The 17,618-nt window shown below is 64.0% G+C and carries 17 protein-coding genes; 6 read left to right on the top strand and 11 right to left on the bottom strand.

Features of this window, described 5'->3' with window-relative positions:
• Positions 1–40: 40 nt before the first annotated feature.
• The 5 genes from F812_RS22320 to coxB all read right to left on the bottom strand — a co-directional run bounded on the left by F812_RS22320 (position 41) and on the right by coxB (position 4,597).
• On the bottom strand, positions 41–679 hold the full coding sequence (locus F812_RS22320; protein ID WP_020084473.1) for a cytochrome c oxidase assembly protein: 639 nt from the start codon (positions 677–679) through the stop codon (positions 41–43).
• Between the two features lie 36 nt (positions 680–715).
• Positions 716–883 (bottom strand): hypothetical protein, encoded by a 168-nt coding sequence (locus F812_RS26315; RefSeq protein ID WP_020084472.1) that lies wholly within the window; start codon positions 881–883, stop codon positions 716–718.
• A gap of 5 nt (positions 884–888) precedes the next feature.
• Positions 889–1,821 carry a heme o synthase gene (gene cyoE / locus F812_RS0102975; RefSeq protein ID WP_020084471.1) on the bottom strand — a complete coding sequence of 311 codons (933 nt, stop codon included), beginning with the start codon at positions 1,819–1,821 and terminating at the stop codon, positions 889–891.
• A gap of 156 nt (positions 1,822–1,977) precedes the next feature.
• Positions 1,978–3,597 carry a cytochrome c oxidase subunit I gene (gene ctaD, locus F812_RS0102970; RefSeq protein ID WP_020084470.1) on the bottom strand — a complete coding sequence of 540 codons (1,620 nt, stop codon included), beginning with the start codon at positions 3,595–3,597 and terminating at the stop codon, positions 1,978–1,980.
• An 85-nt stretch (positions 3,598–3,682) separates the two neighbouring features.
• Positions 3,683–4,597, bottom strand: a complete 915-nt coding sequence (gene coxB, locus F812_RS0102965; protein WP_020084469.1) for a cytochrome c oxidase subunit II — start codon at positions 4,595–4,597, stop codon at positions 3,683–3,685.
• Positions 4,598–5,071: 474 nt separating this feature from the next.
• On the opposite strand from coxB, the gene F812_RS0102960 reads away from it, so the two are divergent.
• Complete coding sequence (locus tag F812_RS0102960; RefSeq protein ID WP_245257611.1) at positions 5,072–5,695, top strand: invasion associated locus B family protein; 624 nt, start codon at positions 5,072–5,074, stop codon at positions 5,693–5,695.
• A gap of 97 nt (positions 5,696–5,792) precedes the next feature.
• On the opposite strand, the gene F812_RS0102955 is transcribed toward F812_RS0102960, so the two are convergent.
• Complete coding sequence (locus F812_RS0102955) at positions 5,793–6,299, bottom strand: phasin family protein (RefSeq protein WP_020084467.1); 507 nt, start codon at positions 6,297–6,299, stop codon at positions 5,793–5,795.
• Positions 6,300–6,579: 280 nt separating this feature from the next.
• Here F812_RS0102955 and F812_RS0102950 point away from each other — a divergent pair, with 280 nt between their 5' ends.
• A complete protein-coding gene (locus F812_RS0102950) occupies positions 6,580–8,580 on the top strand; it encodes a PhoX family protein (RefSeq protein ID WP_020084466.1) in 2,001 nt (666 codons plus the stop codon).
• A 106-nt stretch (positions 8,581–8,686) separates the two neighbouring features.
• On the opposite strand, the gene F812_RS0102945 is transcribed toward F812_RS0102950, so the two are convergent.
• Positions 8,687–8,977 carry a hypothetical protein gene (locus F812_RS0102945; protein ID WP_020084465.1) on the bottom strand — a complete coding sequence of 97 codons (291 nt, stop codon included), beginning with the start codon at positions 8,975–8,977 and terminating at the stop codon, positions 8,687–8,689.
• Between the two features lie 469 nt (positions 8,978–9,446).
• Here F812_RS0102945 and bioB point away from each other — a divergent pair, with 469 nt between their 5' ends.
• The 4 genes from bioB (at position 9,447) to F812_RS0102925 (ending at position 13,783) form a co-directional block, all read left to right on the top strand.
• Positions 9,447–10,544 (top strand): biotin synthase BioB, encoded by a 1,098-nt coding sequence (gene bioB, locus F812_RS0102940; RefSeq protein WP_020084464.1) that lies wholly within the window; start codon positions 9,447–9,449, stop codon positions 10,542–10,544.
• Positions 10,517–11,650 (top strand): 8-amino-7-oxononanoate synthase, encoded by a 1,134-nt coding sequence (locus F812_RS0102935; protein ID WP_020084463.1) that lies wholly within the window; start codon positions 10,517–10,519, stop codon positions 11,648–11,650. Before bioB ends, F812_RS0102935 begins: the two co-directional genes overlap by 28 nt.
• A 238-nt stretch (positions 11,651–11,888) precedes the next feature.
• Entirely contained in the window at positions 11,889–12,515 is a 627-nt protein-coding gene (bioD, locus tag F812_RS0102930) for a dethiobiotin synthase (RefSeq protein WP_026867801.1), read from the top strand.
• Positions 12,515–13,783: an adenosylmethionine--8-amino-7-oxononanoate transaminase gene (locus F812_RS0102925; protein WP_020084461.1), complete on the top strand. Its 1,269-nt coding sequence runs from the start codon at positions 12,515–12,517 to the stop codon at positions 13,781–13,783. The genes bioD and F812_RS0102925 overlap by 1 nt, the downstream gene beginning before the upstream one ends.
• A 9-nt stretch (positions 13,784–13,792) precedes the next feature.
• Here the strand turns inward: F812_RS0102925 and F812_RS0102920 are convergent, their stop codons facing one another.
• From F812_RS0102920 to F812_RS0102905, 4 genes are all read right to left on the bottom strand, one after another.
• Complete coding sequence (locus F812_RS0102920; protein WP_020084460.1) at positions 13,793–14,458, bottom strand: thiopurine S-methyltransferase; 666 nt, start codon at positions 14,456–14,458, stop codon at positions 13,793–13,795.
• A gap of 51 nt (positions 14,459–14,509) precedes the next feature.
• Positions 14,510–15,757 carry a bifunctional glutamate N-acetyltransferase/amino-acid acetyltransferase ArgJ gene (gene argJ, locus F812_RS0102915; protein WP_020084459.1) on the bottom strand — a complete coding sequence of 416 codons (1,248 nt, stop codon included), beginning with the start codon at positions 15,755–15,757 and terminating at the stop codon, positions 14,510–14,512.
• 149 nt (positions 15,758–15,906) lie between these two features.
• Positions 15,907–16,239 (bottom strand): DMT family transporter, encoded by a 333-nt coding sequence (locus F812_RS0102910; protein WP_020084458.1) that lies wholly within the window; start codon positions 16,237–16,239, stop codon positions 15,907–15,909.
• Between the two features lie 75 nt (positions 16,240–16,314).
• Positions 16,315–17,286, bottom strand: a complete 972-nt coding sequence (locus F812_RS0102905) for a peptidylprolyl isomerase (RefSeq protein ID WP_198011121.1) — start codon at positions 17,284–17,286, stop codon at positions 16,315–16,317.
• Positions 17,287–17,618: the final 332 nt, after the last annotated feature.

Raw genomic sequence — 17,618 nt, 5'->3', positions numbered from 1 at the left:
ATCGCTACGAGACCCGGTGTCCAATCCGTCCGAAAATGCCTCAGCCTCCCTGCCGTGCCTCCCCGGATTTGACCTCGGCCTTGGGGCCGCTGCCGTCCACCGGATAGAACGTATAGGAAAGCGTGATCTCCTTGATGTTCGCCGCGTCCCGGTCCGCGAGGATCGAAGGATCGACGAAAAACGACACCGGCATGTCGACGCTTTCGCCGGCCGCCAGCGTCTGCTCCGTGAAGCAGAAGCACTCGATCTTGCTGAAGTAGGCGCCCGCGATGTCGGGCGAGACGTTGAAGCTCGCCGTGCCCTTCACGGTGCCGCTGGAGGAATTGTGCGCCTTGTAGAAGGCAAGCGCATTCTCGCCGAGCTTGACCGTGATCGTCCGCTGCGCCGGCTGGAACTCCCAGTGCATGCCCGGCGTCACGTTCGCATCGAACCGCACAGTGATGGTGCGCTCGAGAACGGTTTCGGGCGCCTTTTCCGCGCGCATCGGCGTGCCGCCGAAACCTGTCACCTGGCAGAACATGCGATAGAGCGGGACGGCGGCATACGTGGCCGCGCCCATGAACAGGAGCGCGCCGAGGCACGTCACCACCACGCCGCGGTTGCTTCCGCGGCGGACCGGATCCCGTTTCGGCTCCGCTGCACCGGCAGCGGGGGCACTGTTCTCGTCGTTTGTCGTCACATCAGCTCCAGATCAACGACCGCTTCGCTTAAACGCTTAGTTTCCCATCCTCACGATGGTGGCGGCATAGAACAACAGCACCAGAAATCCGAGCCCCAAGGCAATCGCCACGGAACGCAGGCGCTGGCGCTTCAAGCGCTTCTGCTCTTCGTCTGCTCCGTCGCTCACCATGGCCTCGCGCGCGTTGAGTTCGATCTGTCCCATCTATCCTATACCCAAAGCTTGAGGGCGAGATTCTCGCCGAGGATGACCGCGAACAGAATGAAGAGATAAAAGATCGAGAACGTGAACAGCCGCTTGGCGGCGTGATCCGCCTCGCGTCCCTCACGGATCTGCCAGACCTTGAACGCCAGGTGCAGGAAGATGAGGCCCAGCACCACCGAAACCACCGCATAGACGATACCGCCGAGTCCGATCACATAGGGCATCACGGCAAGCGGGGTGAGCACGAGCGAGTAGAGCAGGATCTGGCGGCGCGTCTCGTCCGCACCGGCCACCACCGGCAGCATCGGCACGCCGACGCGCTCGTAGTCGCGGCAGCGATAAAGCGCGAGCGCCCAGAAGTGCGGAGGCGTCCACATGAAGATGATGAGGAACAGCAGCACGCTCTCGATGGTCACCGTGCCGGTGACGGCAGCCCAGCCGATCATCGGCGGGAACGAGCCGGCGGCACCGCCGATGACGATGTTCTGCGGCGTCCGGCGCTTGAGCCACATCGTGTAGAAGAAGACATAGTAGGCGATCGTGAGCGCCAGCAGCGCGCCCGCCACCCAGTTCACGAGCACGCCGAGCGTCACCACCGACATGACGGAGAGCACGGAGCCGAACGCGAGCGCCTCGTCGGCCGTCACGCGCCCGCGCGGAATGGGGCGCGCAGCCGTGCGCGCCATGTGCGCGTCGATGTCGGCGTCGTACCACATGTTGAGCGCGCCCGACGCGCCTGCGCCGACAGCGATGCAGATAATGGCGATGATCGCCAGAACAGGGTGCAGGTTACCCGGCGCAGCGACCAGGCCTGCGAGAGAGGTGAACACCACGAGCGACATCACCCGCGGCTTCATGAGCTCGAGGAAATCCCCGACTGAGGGTTCCGAGCTTGTGGCCGAGACGTTGAGCGTGCCCTCGGCAGTCAATCCTGACATCGTCTTGCATCCTCCCGCCGCGGGTTGCCCCCGCCGATAACGCTCGCAATTCTCTGTTGCGGCTTCGAGGTGATACGGTGGGCGTACTGACGCCCACCGCACGTTCGGAACGCTGGGAAAGGGAAGGCTCCCGGCCTCACCTTTCCCGAAGAGCGCTTAGTGATGCGAGCTGCCCGAGATACGCGGCAGCGTCTCGAAGCAGTGGAACGGAGGCGGCGAAGACAGCGTCCATTCCAGCGTGGTCGCACCGACGCCCCACGGATTGTTGCCGGCAGGAACCTTACGGGCCAGGGCAACGAACACGCCGATGAAGAAGCACAGCGTACCGACGGCCGTCATGTACGAGCCGATCGAGGACACGTGGTTCCAGAAGGCGTAGGCATCCGGATAGTCGACATAGCGGCGGGGCATGCCGGCGAGGCCGAGGAAGTGCTGCGGGAAGAACAGCACGTTGGCACCGACGAAGGTGATCCAGAAGTGCATCTTGCCCCAGAACTCGGAGTACATGTAGCCGCTCATCTTCGGGAACCAGTAGTACCAGCCCGCGAAGATCGAGAACACGGCGCCGAGCGACAGCACGTAGTGGAAGTGCGCGACGACGTAATAGGTGTCGTGCAGCGCGCGGTCGACGCCGGCGTTCGCCAGCATGACGCCCGTGACGCCGCCCACGGTGAACAGGAAGATGAAGCCCAGCGCCCAGATCATCGGCAGGCGGAACTGGATGGAGCCGCCCCACATGGTTGCAATCCAGGAGAAGATCTTCACGCCCGTGGGAACCGCGATCACCATCGTTGCGAACACGAAGTAGGCCTGCGTGTTGACCGTGATGCCGGCGGCATACATGTGGTGCGCCCACACGATGAAGCCGACGAGGCCGATGGCGAGCATGGCGTACGCCATGCCGAGGTAGCCGAACACCGGCTTGCGCGAGAAGGTTGCCACGATGTGGCTGATCATGCCGAAGCCGGGCAGGATCAGAATGTACACTTCGGGATGACCGAAGAACCAGAACAGATGCTGATAGAGGATCGGGTCACCGCCGCCCGCCGGAGCGAAGAAGGTGGTGCCGAAGTTGCGGTCGGTGAGCAGCATCGTGATCGCGCCGGCGAGAACCGGGAGCGAGAGGAGCAGCAGGAACGCCGTGATCAGCACCGACCAGACGAACAGCGGCATCTTGTGCATGGTCATGCCAGGAGCGCGCATGTTGAAGATGGTGGTGATGAAGTTGATGGCGCCGAGGATCGACGAAGCACCCGCGACGTGAAGCGCGAGGATCGCGAAGTCGACGGCCGGACCCGGATGGCCGGAAACCGACAGCGGCGCATAGAGCGTCCAGCCGCTGCCGACGCCGTGCATGCCCGACGGACCTTCGACGAACATCGAGATCAGGAGCAGCGTGAGCGCCACCGGCAGAAGCCAGAACGAGATGTTGTTCATGCGCGGGAACGCCATGTCCGGCGCGCCGATCTGCAGCGGAACGAACCAGTTGCCGAACCCGCCCATGGTGGACGGCATGACCATGAAGAACACCATGATGAGACCATGGCCGGTCACGAACACGTTGAACATGTGCGGGTTGGAGAAGTACTGCATGCCCGGCTCGGCGAGCTCGAGACGCATGGCGATCGACAGCGCGCCACCGATGATACCGGAGATCATGCCGAAGATCAGGTACATCGTGCCGATGTCTTTATGGTTCGTCGAGAACAGCCAGCGACGCCACCCGGTAGGGGTGTGGTCGTGATCGTGGCCGGCGTGTGCGGTGGTGCTACCCATTGTTCAAGCCCTTGTTAACCTGGGTGTTTCCAATCCTGTGCAGGCAAGAGGAAACGGCTGTCCAAAAAGCCGTTGCCTTGTTCGCTTAGCGCTGCGAGGCGGTGTTCTCGGCAACGGCCTTGATGCCGGCCTGCTCGAGAGCGACCTTATCGAGGATCTCGCGTGCCTTCTTCTTGTCCTTGGCCTGCATTGCGGCAGCCCACTCGGTGAAAACACCTTCGGACACGACGCGCACAGCGATCGGCATGAACGCATGGTTCAGACCGCAGAGCTCCGAGCACTGCCCGTAGAACATGCCTTCCTTCTCAGCCTGGAACCAGGTGGAGGTGAGGCGGCCCGGAACCGCGTCGATCTTCGAGCCGAACGACTGCACGGTCCAGTTGTGGATCACGTCGTTGCTGGTCACGAGGACGTGGACGACCTTGTTGACCGGCACCACGATCTCGTTGTCGACCGAAAGCAGGCGCGGCGTCGGGATGCCCTTCTGCTCGCGAGCCGCGACCTCGTCGTCCGTCAGCATGTTAGACGTAATCGTGAAGTTGCCGTGATCCGGGTACTCATGCTCCCAGAACCAGGAGTTGCCCACCGCCTTGATCGTGAGATCGGGCTTCGGATAGCTGTACTGGTTCATCAGCAGCTTGAACGAAGGAATGGCGATCACCACCAGGATGAGGATGGGGATCACAGTCCAGGCCACTTCGAGCAGCGTGTGGTGCGTGGTCTGGCTGGGCGTCGGGTTGCGCCGCTCGCTAAAGCGGAACATCACGTAGATCAGCAGGATGAGAACGAAAATCGCGATCGCGATGATGATCGTGTTCGTGAGGTCGTAGAAGCTGTGCAGCTCGCGTGCGATCGGCGTCGCGGCCTCCTGGAGCCCCATCTGTTTGGGATAAGGCTGACCAAGGCCATTGTTGGCCAACGCAGCGCCTGGCGTCACGAGCAGGGCGATGAGCCCAGCCAGTGCCACCTGAGGCACACACTTGAGAATCCATTTCAGCATTAATCCGCTCCCCGGTTCGTGCTCCGGCACCTGTGCCGGAATCTCCCTGATGTCGGCCGTTTCGATCTTTCCGATCGTTCCTGCCCGGCGTCGCTCGCCGCGCCCTGGGGGGTGCGCCCTGTCCGACCTTGTATGCTGCACCGCCAGTAGTGCACGCGGCTGTGGCAGAGTCCCCCGACCACACACAGCACAAACGTCAAACTCGGCTCAAGTCAAGTTTTCTGCGTCATAACTACGCGTTGAAAAAATGGCGAAGCTGATCTGGGTCATATTGCGTCGCAGCATGACATGCGGCCGCCGCAGCGAAAGCGTGCCGCTTTGCGACCGCACCATGACGACGGCCGTGCGCAGGCGGGTCCCACTTTGGCCTTTTTCCTCGCCGAGACGAGCGGAGTACGGTAGAGGCGCACAAGCGCCATTTACGGGCACTAGGGCGCCGTTGATCCGTAGGCTCATCGAGGGATATCCGTTTCTATGGCAACCTGCACCAGCCGGTCGAACAGCCTCGCACCCCCCTCTCACGCGCACAGAACCATGGTGTTGTGCGCTGCGCTATTCGCACTCTTAACGGGACTGGCGGACACGGGATTTAACCTCGTCCGTCCGGCACTTGCCGGAGGTAGCGCGGGTGAGCAACCTAAGGCGGCGGCACTCTCCCCGCAGTTCGCCGATGGAACCGTGAAGGGCCAGTACGGCGATTGGCAGTACGTCTGCAAGCCGCCGCCACCCGGCGCCAAGAACGAGGTGTGCGCACTGGTTCAGAGCGTCACCGCCGAGGACCGCAAGAACGTCGGCCTCACCATCTACTTCCAGAAGTTCTCGAACGGCACGAAGGTGCTGCGCGTGTTCGCGCCTGTCGGCATCCTTCTTCCACCCGGCGTGGGGTTGAAGGTGGACGGCGTGGACATCGGCCACGCCCCCTTCCTGCGCTGTCACACCTTCGCCTGCTACGCGCAGGTCACCGTCGAGGACAAGCTCATCCAGCAGCTCTCTACGGGCAAAACCGCAATTTTCATCATCTTCCAGACGGAAGAGGCGGGCATCGGCATCCCGATCTCGCTTGCAGGATTCGCAGATGGCCTCTCGGCGCTGAACTGAACGCGCAACGAAAAGGCCCCCGCATCTCTCGCCCGTTCAGGGCGGTGATGCAGGGGCCTTTGTTCTGTGAAACCGCTCGGGAAACCCGGTTCCGGCCCTAAGCCACGCGGCGCTGCTTGCCCGCCGAATCCGGCTTGGAAACGGTGATGCTGTTGTCCTTGCCCGTGCCGTTGAAGCTGATGTAATCGCGCTCGGCGCTCACGGCCGGGCGAACGGCATAGGCCTTCGCCCAGGGGAAGGCGTGCGACCACGTTTCGCCGATCTTCCTTGAGCTCTCGGTATACTGCTCGGCAGCCGTGCGCCAGAAGGCCAGTTGCTCGTTGATAACGTCCTGCGGCGTGCGGCAGTGGGCCAAACGCGTTGGAACTTGCATGTAGGCCTGGGTCCGCCGATTGAGCAGTCCCATCACCTCGAGCTGGCAGCACGCGGCAGCCTTGAGCGGTGCCGTGGCTTGCGCGGTCAGCGCCTGAGCATCGAAGCCCGAGGCGACGCCATCCGTCGACGGTGCGCGCGGGCTGAAGCTATCGATTGCGGAAAAATAGGATTGAAAAATCGCACCGAACGGACCGAAGGCGTTCGGATCAAAGCCCGCTTGCGTACCCATCGCCTCAACTCCCTAAACATGGGTCCGGCTACATGGCCGAAACCTCTTGATCAGACGTTTTTAAAACTAGGCAGGACTGTTCTCGAATGCAAATGATCAAGATCAAATGGGCATGGACAAGACAATAACGAAATGTTGATAAGATTCGCATCATTTCAACTCGCGATCCGACAGCATTGATCCCGATGTTATTTTCCGTTTTGCTACCGAACGAGCCGTCATGAGTCCGTGACCTCGGCCCGCTATGGGACACCCGGTCACGAACAAGGGGGTTCCATTGATGACGCGCACCGCGCTCCCGCCGTCTGTCGCCTTCGAAGCAGCCGAGAACGAGGGGTCGAACCCCAGCCACGGCCCGACCATCGGCGACCTCATCGCAACACGCCTCTCTCGCCGTGATCTCGTAAAGGGACTGGCTGCGGTTTCCGTCGCCGCCGAAGCTCTCTGGCCGAAAGCTCTTGCCGCGGCCCCCGCCTCCGGTGAGGAAAAAGGCACAGCCTCCCGTTTCAATTTCGTCGAGCTGCCCATCGCCCCCGGTTCCAAGACCCATCACGTCGCCGAGGGCTACGACGCCGACATCCTGATCCGCTGGGGTGACGCCGTTCTACCGGACGCCCCGGAGTTCGCACCCGGCAAGCCCGACGCAGCCGCCCAGGAGAAGCAGTTCGGCTACAACAACGACTTCCTGGGCTTCATTCCGCTGGAGGGCCGCTCGGACCACGGGCTGCTCGTCGTCAATCACGAGTACACGAACGGCGAGCTGATGGTGCCCGGCCTCGCCCCCCGCAGCGACAAGGACTCGCAGTTCAGCGGCGTCACGCGCGAGATCGTGGATACCGAGATGATGGCGCACGGCGGCTCGGTGATCGAGATCCGCCGCGAAGGCGGCAAGTGGTCGGTCGTGCCCGGCTCACGTTATGCCCGCCGCATCACCGCCGAAACCGAGATGGCGGTCTCCGGCCCCGCGGCGGGGCACGCGCGCATGAAAACAACGGCAGATCCCACCGGCACCCGCATCAAGGGCATGTTGAACAACTGTGCCGGCGGCGTGACGCCCTGGGGCACGTGGCTCACCTGCGAGGAGAACTTCAACGGCTACTTCTGGGGCAAAGCCGCCGCCGAGCCCGTGACGAAGGAAGCCCGTGCTCTCCGCCGCTACGGCGCACCCGGCGAGTGGTACGCCTGGGGCCGCTATCACGACCGCTTCGACACGCTGAAAGAGCCCAACGAGGCGAACCGCTTCGGCTGGGTGGTCGAGATCGATCCGCTCGATCCCACGTCTGTGCCGGTGAAGCGCACGGCGCTCGGCCGCTTCAAACACGAGGGCGCGGGCAACATCGTCAACGGCGACGGCCGCTTCGTCGTCTATCAGGGCGACGACGAGCGCTTCGACTACGTCTATCGCTTCGTGACGGACGGCAAGGTGGACCTCGCAAACCGCGCGGCCAACAAGGATCTGCTCGACAAGGGCGTGCTCTCGGTCGCCCGCTTCAAGGCAGACGGCACCGGCGAATGGCTTCCCTTGATCCACGGCGCACCCAACAAGGACGGCCAAATCTGGCTAAGCGCGCAAAACGGCTTCGAGGATCAGGGCGACGTTCTGATCCACACCCGCCTCGCAGCCGACATGCTGGGCGCCACCCGCATGGATCGCCCTGAGGACATCGAGGTCGATCCCAAGACCGGCAAGATCTACCTGATGCTGACCAACAACGCGAAGCGGAAGGCGGACCAGACGGACGCAGCCAACCCGCGTGCGGAGAACCTGTTCGGCCATATCATCGAGATCACGCCCGCGAACGGCGACCATGCGGCCCCGGCTTTCACGTGGGAGATCCTGCTCAAGTGCGGCTCGCCGGCCGTCGCTGAGGTCGGCGCTACCTTCAATCCCGCCACCACGGAGAACGGCTGGTTCGGCATGCCGGACAACTGCGCAATCGATTCGGAAGGGCGTCTCTGGGTCGCCACCGACGGCAACAGCACCAAGCGCACCGGCCGCGCCGACGGCATTTGGGCGATCGAGACCGACGGCGAGCGTCGCGCCACCTCCCGCTGCTTCTTCCAGGTACCGACGGGCGCGGAGATGTGCGGCCCGTGCTTCACCCCGGACCTCGAGACGTTCTTCGTCGCCGTTCAGCATCCCGGCGAGACCGAGGACGACGCGCCGCCCTCGACCTTCGACACGCCTTCAACGCGCTGGCCCGACTTCAAGGACGGCATCCCGCCGCGCCCCTCCGTCGTCGCCATCACCCGCAAGGGCGGCGGGAAAATCGCGGGATGAACGGACGCTTGAAAAAAGGCACCCGGTCGTGAAAGACCGGGCGCCTCCTGAAAAATTTTGAGAGCAGGCCGCCCCAATACCGGCCCGCCGGACACAATGAACTAAATTAGCCTGCCAGCTTCGCCTTGATGAAACCGAGCACGAGCGCGGTCAGCGCTCCGCTCACGCCGCCGGTGGCAAATCCGGTCACGATCGCATTGATGTCGAGGCCCGAGGCTGCGGCCGCCCCGCCGAGACCGAGAAGCGGACCGAGCAACTGCCCGCCAAGTCCTCCGCCCAGGGCGCCGGCGATCGTGTTGCCGAGTGTGCCAAGGGCGTCGTTCTTAGTTGCAGCGGCCGCGGCGTTGCCGCCGATTGCGCCACTGACGGCTTGGATGAGTAATGATGTAAGATCCATCGAAATCTCCCCAATAAAAATCGATCTGGCACTTGTTTGAAACCTAGATCGACACAGCAATTGTCAGCCTTCACTATGTTTCATTCAAACGCAAGCCGCCTTTGATCTGATATGGTTGACAATCCAGCCCCTATTGGCGGCATCCGGCTCTATCGTTACTGGCGCGAGACCAGGATCGCATCTCGCAGACGCGAAGCAGGCGCAATACCTTTGACTGATCAATAGCCTGGACAGCGATGGACGGGCGATGAGCATCACCCCCGCGCCGTCATCGGCGAAGCAGCAGCCAGGGAGCAAATTGAGCCTTGCAGACCCGTCCCTTCGCGGTGCAAACATCCTTCAAAGCATTTTCCGATCTCATGGGCTCCTGCCCGTCGTAGAAAATGCGACACCAAAGGACCTTTCGGCTCCGATCGATCGCATCGGACGCCCGGGTGCCCGCCGAACCGGAATGAGGAGAGTCCCCTCGATGAACGTGCACGTCCTTCCGATGACCGCAGCGCCGATCGACGCCGTTCGCCACGACTGGACGAGAGCCGAGGCGCAGGCCATCCACGACCTCCCGTTCAACGACCTCCTGTTCCGCGCCGCCACCGTCCAGCGCCTTCACTTCGATCCCAACAAGGTCCAGCTCGCCCGCCTGCTCTCCATCAAGACCGGCGGCTGCGCCGAGGACTGCGGCTATTGCAGCCAGTCCGCCCATCACGCCTCCGGCACCGGCCTGAAGGCTTCGAAGCTGATGGAGGTCGAGCGCGTCCTCAATGAGGCGAGGAAGGCCAAGGCCCAGGGCGCCACGCGCTACTGCATGGGCGCAGCCTGGCGCTCGCCGAAGAGCCGCGACATGGACTCGGTCGTCGCCATGGTGGAAGGCGTCAAGGCGCTCGGCATGGAAACCTGCATGACGCTCGGCATGCTCTCCTACGACGACGTCGTGAAACTCAAGGACGCCGGCCTCGACTACTACAATCACAACATCGATACGTCCGAGCGCTACTATTCCGAGATCATCAAGACGCGCACTTTCGCAGACCGCCTCGACACGCTGTCGCGCGTACGCGAAGCGGGTATCAAGGTCTGCTCCGGCGGCATCGTCGGCCTCGGCGAGACCATTGAGGATCGCATCGACATGCTGGTGACGCTCGCCAACCTCGAGCAGCACCCCGAGAGCGTGCCGATCAACATGCTGATCCCCATTCCGGGCACGCCGCTCGAGAACCGCAAGAAGGTCGACCCCATTGCTTTCGTGCGCATCATCGCGCTCGCCCGCATCATGATGCCGACCTCATTCGTGCGCCTTTCCGCCGGCCGCACCGAGATGAGCGAGGAGACGCAGGCGCTTTGCTTCTTTGCTGGCGCCAACTCGATCTTCTGCGGCGAGACGCTGCTCACCGCCGACAACCCAGGCGAGGACAAGGATCAGGCGCTGTTCAACAAGCTCGGCATCGAGCCGATGGCGCTCGACACCGACGCGGCCGCCGATGCGGGCATCGAGACGGCGCCCTCGGAGCACGCCGGCTGCGGCTGCTCTGGAACCTCCTCATGTCAGACAGCCACGAGCGCGCGCTAAAGGCGCTGGAACGTCGCGGCCGCCTGCGCGAGCTCAGCCCCCGCAGCGGCATCGACTTCTCGTCCAACGATTATCTCGGCCTTGCCACGTCGCCGGAGCTGACCGAGGCCGTCGCGCACGCGCTCGCGCGCGGTGTTGCCATCGGTGCGGGCGGCTCGCGCCTCCTGCGCGGCAACGATCCCGAGCATGAGGAGCTGGAGGCCGACGCGCAGGATTTCTTCGGCGCGGAAAGCTGCCTCTACTTCGGCGGCGGCTTCGTCGCCAACTACGCGCTCTTCTCGACGCTTCCACAGCGCGGCGATCTCGTTGTCCACGACGAGCTCATCCATGCCAGCGTCATCGACGGGATGCGCGCGAGCAAAGCGGCGATTGCCTCGGCGCGCCACAACGATGCGCAGAGTTTCGAGGACGCCATCGCGGCCTGGCGCGCAGCGGGCGGCACCGGCCAGCCCTGGCTCGCGGTCGAAAGCCTCTACTCGATGGACGGCGACCGCGCTCCCCTCGGCGCGCTCATAGAGGTCGCACGCCGTCACGACGGCATGCTCGTCGTCGACGAGGCCCACGCCACGGGCGTGCTCGGCCCCGATGGACGCGGCCTTGCCCACGCGCTCGAAGGCGCACCCGATGTCGTCTCTCTGCATACCTGCGGAAAGGCTCTCGGCGTCAGCGGCGCATTGCTGCTCACCTCGCGCGGCCTGCGTGATTTTCTCGTCAACCGCGCCCGCCCCTTCATCTATGCGACCGCTCCCTCTCCGCTGATGGCGGCCGCCGTGCGCGCCTCTCTTCGCCTGGTTCGCGATGCGCCGGAGCGGCGGGAACGCCTCGCCAAGCTCGTCGATTTCGCAGGCCGGGCATTGAACGAGCGCTGTGGCATCGCGCCCTCCGGATCGCACATCCAGCCCGTTATCCTCGGCGCCGACGAGCGGGCCGTCGCGATTGCCCGCGCGCTCGTCGCGGAAGGCTTCGACGTCCGCGCCGTCCGCCCGCCGACCGTTCCCGAAGGCACCGCGCGCCTTCGCGTCTCCCTCACCCTCAACGCCGGCGAGGACGCCACCACGCGCCTCATCGATACGCTCGCCGCCATCCTTCAGCGGGTGCCCGCATGACCAACCCTCAGATTAGGAAGCCGATGCTTTCGCGCTCCGTCTCCGTAGAGCGCGAAACAGCTCGAAGGTTCGATGCTTCCGACACACGCATCTGGATCCCGGCCTTCGCCGGGATGACGGAAGAAGGTGATCGTGCCGAGTGCCTCCCCGGAACGTCACCCCGACGGAGGTCGGGGTCCAGGCACGTTTCGAAGCGTCGCGTACGGTCGCTCAGATGCAGCGCGGAAAGCGCTTTGACATGACACAATGCCTCATCGTCACCGGAACCGACACCGACGTCGGCAAGACTGTGTTCGCAGCCGCCCTCTCGGGCGCGCTCGGCGCATACTATTGGAAGCCCATTCAGTGCGGCCTCGCGGAAGGCGGAGACACCAGCCGCATCCGCGCGCTCTCCGGCCTCGCGCCTGATCACGTGCTGCCCGAGATCTACCGCCTGGAAATGGCCGCCTCCCCCCATCGCGCGGCCGAGGCGGAAGGCCTGGAGATCAGTATCGCGAAGCTGAAGCTCCCCGAGGCTCCCGGCCCCCTCGTCGTCGAAGGCGCGGGCGGCCTCATGGTGCCCGTCAACCGCCAGACGCTGCTGATCGACGTCTTCGCGTCCTGGCGCCTGCCCGTGGTGCTCGTGGCGCGCACCGCCCTCGGCACCATCAATCACACGCTCCTCTCGATCGAGGCGTTGAACGGCCGCAACATCCCGATCCTGGGCGTAGCCTTCGTCGGCGACGAGATGCCCGACACCGAGCAGACGATCGCCGAGATGGGCAACGTGCGCCGCCTCGGGCGCCTGCCTCACCTCGATACCCTGACCCGTGCGACTTTGAGCGACGCATTCGCGAGCCACTTCCGCGTCGAGGATTTCCGCTGATGGCGCGCTCCACCGTCTGGCATCCGTTCACGCAGCATGGCGCCGAGCCCAACGCGACGATGATCGCGCGCGGAGAGGGCGCCTGGCTCGAAACAGAGGATGGCCGGCGCATCCTCGATGGCATCTCGTCGTGGTGGGTCGTCACCCACGGCCATCGCCACCCGGCCATCGTCGCCGCCATCCACGAGCAGATCGACAAGCTCGATCAGGTGATCTTCGCGGGCTTCACCCACGCCCCTGCCGAGGAGCTTGCAAAAAAGGTGGTGGGACTGGCCCCCGCTGGTCTCGACCACGTCTTCTTCTCCGACAGCGGTTCAACTTCCATCGAAGTCGCGCTCAAGATGGCGCTCGGCTACTGGCGCAACATCGGACAGACGCGCACGCGCATCGCGGCCCTGGAGCACGGCTACCACGGCGACACCATCGGCACCATGTCGGCCGGCGCGCGCGGCGTCTTCAATGCCGCCTACGAGCCGCTGTTGTTCGATGTCGTGCGTATTCCTTTTCCCTATCCGGGACGCGAGCAGGAGACGCTGGACGCTCTCGACGCCGCCTGCCGCGAAGCCCCGCTCGCAGCCCTCATCGTCGAGCCCCTGATCCTGGGCGCAGGCGGCATGATGATGTACGGCGCGACGACTCTCCACGAGATGAAGCGCATCTGCGAGCGCCACGACGCGCTCTTCATCGCCGACGAGGTGATGACCGGATGGGGCCGCACCGGCACGCTGTTCGCCTGCGATCAGGCCGCGATCGCACCGGACATCATGTGCGTCGCCAAAGGTCTCACCGGCGGCAGCTTGCCGCTCGCCGCCACCCTCGCCTCGGCCCGCATTTTCGATGCCCACTATTCCGAGGACCGCTCGCGCACGCTGTTCCACTCGTCGAGCTTCACCGCCAATCCGGTCTGCTGCGCGGCAGCGCTCGCAAATCTACGCATTTGGGAAACCGAGCCCGTCCTCGAACGCGTCGCAGCACTCGGGGCGTTGCAGGAGCGCGCGCTCGGCGCGCTCACGGCCAAGAGCGCGGGCTTCAAGAACCCGCGCCGCCTCGGCACCATCACGGCGGTAGACCTGGAGGTCGATGACAGCGGCTATCTGGCGTCGGTCGGCCCAGCGCTCCGCGCGCATTTCCTCGCGCGTGGCATCCTGCTCCGCCCGCTCGGCAACACCATCTACGTGATGCCGCCGTACTGCACGACCGAAGCCGACCTCGCCCTCGCCTACGACGCGATCCGCGACGCCCCTAAGGCGCTGTCCCGAGGACCTTAACCCCGCTAATCAAGCCTTCCGCTTCAGCACGTAGGCGGTCTCCTCAAGGGAGGTCACGCCGCGGTCCTTGAGGTTCTGGCTCTGCTCGAGGCGATCCCGGCTGTCCGTGACGCGGATCTCGTGCGTCGCGCCGAACAGCGCCGAGACCTGCTCGGACGGCGTCGAGAACGGCGGGCCCGAGATCTGGCCGTCCGGATAGGCGAGCGACACGAGAAGAATGGACGCCGAAGCGGGCACCGCCTCCGCAAGTTTCTTGGCGTAGCGCTGCTGCAAGCTCGGCGGCAGGGCCACCAGCGCGGCACGGTCATAGACCGCCGCCACGTCGGAGAGCGCATCGGCCGGCATCTCGAACACGTCCCCGCACCAGATCGTGAACGGACCCGCCGTGCGCACAACGAACGGCCCCGTCGAACGCGTATCCGCTTCGAGCCCCTGCTCGCGGAAGAAATCATCCACCGCCAGCGGCGAAAGCTCCGCGCCGATCACGCGGTGACCGTTGCCCGCAAGCCAAACCATGTCTTGGCTCTTCCCGCACAACGGCACGAAAACGGCCGATCCAGGTGCGAGGTTGAGCGACGGCCAGTTCCGCGGCAACAGATCGTTGCCCTCGGCCTGATGGAAGCCGATATCGCCTTTTTGCCAACGTTCGAGCCAGAAGTCGGGTGTCAGAGGCACCGTCCCTCCTCCTTTTGTCAGTGTCACCTTCGAGGAAACTCGTACCGGGGATCAGCTGCGATAATCTGCATTGATCGATACGTAGTCGTGCGTGAGATCGCACGTCCACACGTGAGACGTAGCCTTGCCCACGCCCACATCGATGCGAATGACGATCTCGCGCCCCTTCATATAGGACGCCGCAGTCGCTTCGTCATACTCCGCCGACCGCTCCCCGTCGCGCGCCACGCAATGGTCGCCGAACCAGATGGAAAGCTTGTCGCGGTCGGCCGCCTCGCCGGACTTGCCGACCGCCATCACCACCCGGCCCCAGTTCGGATCTTCGCCCGCGATCGCCGTCTTGAGGATCGGGGAGTTGGCACACGACAGCGCGATTTTCCGCGCGGCCTTCTCGCTCTCCGCCCCCTCCACGATGAAGGTGACGAACTTGGAGAGCCCCTCGCCGTCCTTCGCCACCTGGATCGCGAGATCCTGCATCAGATCGTGGAGCGCGGCCGAAAATTCCTTGAGCTTCTTCGAGCCCGCCTTCGTGATCGGCTCCTGCCCGCGCGCACTCGCGTCTCCCGTTGCGAAGATCAGGCACGTGTCGCTGGTGGAGGTGTCGCCGTCCACCGTCATCGCGTTGAAGGTCGTCTCGACATGCTCCGAGAGCAGCGCCTGCAGCGGCTTTGCGGCGATATGGGCGTCCGTGAAGATGAAGCACAGCATCGTCGCCATGTCGGGTGCGATCATTCCGGCACCCTTGCAGAAGCCGTTGAGGGTCACCTCGACATCCCCGATCAACGCCTTGCGCGTCGCCATTTTCGGATAGGTGTCCGTCGTCATGATCGCGCGCGCGGCCGCCTCGAAGGCATCGGGAGCCGCGTCCTTGACGAGCCCCTCGAGCAGATGCGCGAACTTCTCCGCCTCGAGCGGCTCGCCGATCACGCCTGTCGATGCCACGAACACCTCGTGGCGCGCGCAGTCGCCCGCCTTCGCAGCCGCGTCCACCGTGATCTCGACCGCTTCCTTGCCCTTCTTGCCGGTGAAAGCGTTCGCGTTGCCGGAGTTGACCACCAGCACGCGCGCCTCACCCTTCTTGAGATGCTTGCGGCAGGTGAGGACAGGCGCCGAGGCCGTCTTGGATTGGGTGAAAACGCCCGCGACGGCCGTGTCCTCCGCCAGGACGGCGACCATGAGATCGGTGCGGCCCTGATAGCGGATGCCAGCTTCCGCCGTGGAGAAGTGCACGCCGGCGATCGGATCGAGCCGGGGCAGTGTGGCAGGCGCGAAGGGCGAGGGAGGCATAGTCTTGGCCATGGAAGGAAACCCCAAACGAAATCTGCGGCAGGAGCGGGAGCGCCGCCCCCTGTTCGCCGCTCTTATAGATCAACGCGCGCCGGATATCCGCAGTCCAAAATAGAGACTGAGGACCCTAAAGCGGAATTTTTCGCTTGAGATGACAGGTATCAGTGTCCGCTCGAAGCCGAGAAGACGTTAACGACGATAACCCCGGCGATGATGAGGGAAAGGCCGATCAGGGCGGCGAGGTCCAGCTTCTGTCCGAACGCGACCCATCCGATGGCGGAGATCAGCACGATGCCGATTCCGGACCAGACCGCGTAGGCAACTCCCACAGGGATCGTCCGGAGCGCGAGCGAGAGGAAATAGAACGCCGCCCCATAGCCGATGGCCACGACGAGTGTGGGAAGAGGTTTGCTGAACCCCTCGGAAGCCTTGAGCGCGGAGGTCGCGATCACCTCCAGGACGATGGCAAGGGCCAAGGCGACGTGGCTCGACATTCTAGCCTTCCAAGCGCGAGCAAGACCCTGAAAAGGCGGTGGCCGGGGCGCACTGAGGCCCCGGCCGGAGCCAGCTTAGTTCTTCTTGTCTTCGGTCTTGTTTTCGTCCGGCTTCTTCTGTTCTTCCATCTTCTGGATCTGCTGATCCATCTGCTGCTCGAACATCTTCTTCTTGGCGGCGGCCAGCGCGGCCTCCTGCTCGACCTGCAGCTTGATCTCGCTGTCCACGTACTCGATGCTCGCCTTGCCACGCAGATCCTGGGCCACCTGCTGGCCCTTCTGCTGCACCATGCTGTTGACGATCTGGCCCTTCACCTCCTCGAAGGTGGGAAGGGGCTTCGTGCGGCGGTCCTCGATCTTGATGATGTGCCAGCCGAACTTGGTCTGCACCGGCTTCGACACCTCACCCTTGCGGAGCGCGAACGCGGCATCCTCGAACTCCTTCACCATCTGCCCCTTCGAGAAGTAGCCGAGCTTTCCGCCGTCGGCCTTGGAGCCGGGATCGTTCGAGTATTCTTCAGCCAGCTTGGCGAAATCCTCGCCCTTGCCGATCTTCTCGAGCACTTCCTTGGCCTTGTCCTCGCTATCGACCAGGATGTGGCGGGCTTCCACCTCGTCTTCCGCGGGGATCATCTTGACCTTGTCGTCGTAGATGCCCTTGACCAGACCGTCGCTGATCGCGCCCTTGATGGACTTCTCGTAGAAGGCGTCGCGCTTCGCACGCGTATTCCAATAGGCAAGGCGCTTCTCGTAGTCCGCCCCGCTCGTCAACTTCTCGCCCTCGGCCGCGTCGGCGAAAAGTTGCATCTCAATCAGGAATTCGAGCAGCAGGCGGCGGCGGTTTGCAGCCGGAAGATTGGCAACCTCCGGGCCCACCTCGGCTTCCGCCAGCGCGAGATCCGATTCACGGATCTCCTTGCCATTGAGCTTCGCGACGACGGCGTCATCGGCCAGGGCCGCCGTCGGCGCCAGAAGAGCCGGTCCGGACAACAACGCCGCGCCGGCGAGTGCAAGCGCGGCAAGACGGACAACGCGGGGCTGTTTCACGGGAATGGCTCCTGCCAGGTTCATGGCCTCGGGAAGCGCGCCGGGACAATGGGCGCGGCGCTCCAGCCGAGGCGGAGGGATGCGAGATCGCAAATTGGGCGCATCCATAGACCAGGGCTCGGCGAGATGCCAAGTTAACAATTGCAGATATTTGCCCGCATTTTTCCCAGAATCCGGCTTAGGGACACCCGAACGACGCTTCTAAGAGAATAACCTGCCACGCGTTGACATTTCCGGTCGGCAATCCTTATGTCTGCCCCCGTGTGGCCGATTGGCCGGACTGGCGCTCCCGCGGTTCTCCAGTTCTTGGTTATGGACCGCCTGACGTACCC

Source organism: Hyphomicrobium zavarzinii ATCC 27496 (assembly GCF_000383415.1).
In the GTDB taxonomy this organism is placed as follows: Bacteria; Pseudomonadota; Alphaproteobacteria; order Rhizobiales; family Hyphomicrobiaceae; genus Hyphomicrobium_C; species Hyphomicrobium_C zavarzinii.
This window is presented reverse-complemented; position numbering and strand designations above follow the sequence as displayed.

Excerpts from the sequence above, each read along its gene's own strand:
- cyoE (WP_020084471.1), bottom strand. The coding sequence starts at position 1,821 with ATGTCAGGATTGACTGCCGAGGGCACGCTCAACGTCTCGGCCACAAGC.
- bioD (WP_026867801.1), top strand. The coding sequence starts at position 11,889 with ATGACACAATGCCTCATCGTCACCGGAACCGACACCGACGTCGGCAAG.
- F812_RS0102945 (WP_020084465.1), bottom strand. The coding sequence starts at position 8,977 with ATGGATCTTACATCATTACTCATCCAAGCCGTCAGTGGCGCAATCGGC.
- F812_RS0102955 (WP_020084467.1), bottom strand. The coding sequence starts at position 6,299 with ATGGGTACGCAAGCGGGCTTTGATCCGAACGCCTTCGGTCCGTTCGGT.
- bioB (WP_020084464.1), top strand. The coding sequence starts at position 9,447 with ATGAACGTGCACGTCCTTCCGATGACCGCAGCGCCGATCGACGCCGTT.
- F812_RS0102910 (WP_020084458.1), bottom strand. The coding sequence starts at position 16,239 with ATGTCGAGCCACGTCGCCTTGGCCCTTGCCATCGTCCTGGAGGTGATC.
- F812_RS0102925 (WP_020084461.1), top strand. The coding sequence starts at position 12,515 with ATGGCGCGCTCCACCGTCTGGCATCCGTTCACGCAGCATGGCGCCGAG.
- F812_RS0102960 (WP_245257611.1), top strand. The coding sequence starts at position 5,072 with ATGGCAACCTGCACCAGCCGGTCGAACAGCCTCGCACCCCCCTCTCAC.
- argJ (WP_020084459.1), bottom strand. The coding sequence starts at position 15,757 with ATGGCCAAGACTATGCCTCCCTCGCCCTTCGCGCCTGCCACACTGCCC.
- F812_RS0102935 (WP_020084463.1), top strand. The coding sequence starts at position 10,517 with ATGTCAGACAGCCACGAGCGCGCGCTAAAGGCGCTGGAACGTCGCGGC.
- ctaD (WP_020084470.1), bottom strand. The coding sequence starts at position 3,597 with ATGGGTAGCACCACCGCACACGCCGGCCACGATCACGACCACACCCCT.
- F812_RS0102950 (WP_020084466.1), top strand. The coding sequence starts at position 6,580 with ATGACGCGCACCGCGCTCCCGCCGTCTGTCGCCTTCGAAGCAGCCGAG.
- coxB (WP_020084469.1), bottom strand. The coding sequence starts at position 4,597 with ATGCTGAAATGGATTCTCAAGTGTGTGCCTCAGGTGGCACTGGCTGGG.
- F812_RS26315 (WP_020084472.1), bottom strand. The coding sequence starts at position 883 with ATGGGACAGATCGAACTCAACGCGCGCGAGGCCATGGTGAGCGACGGA.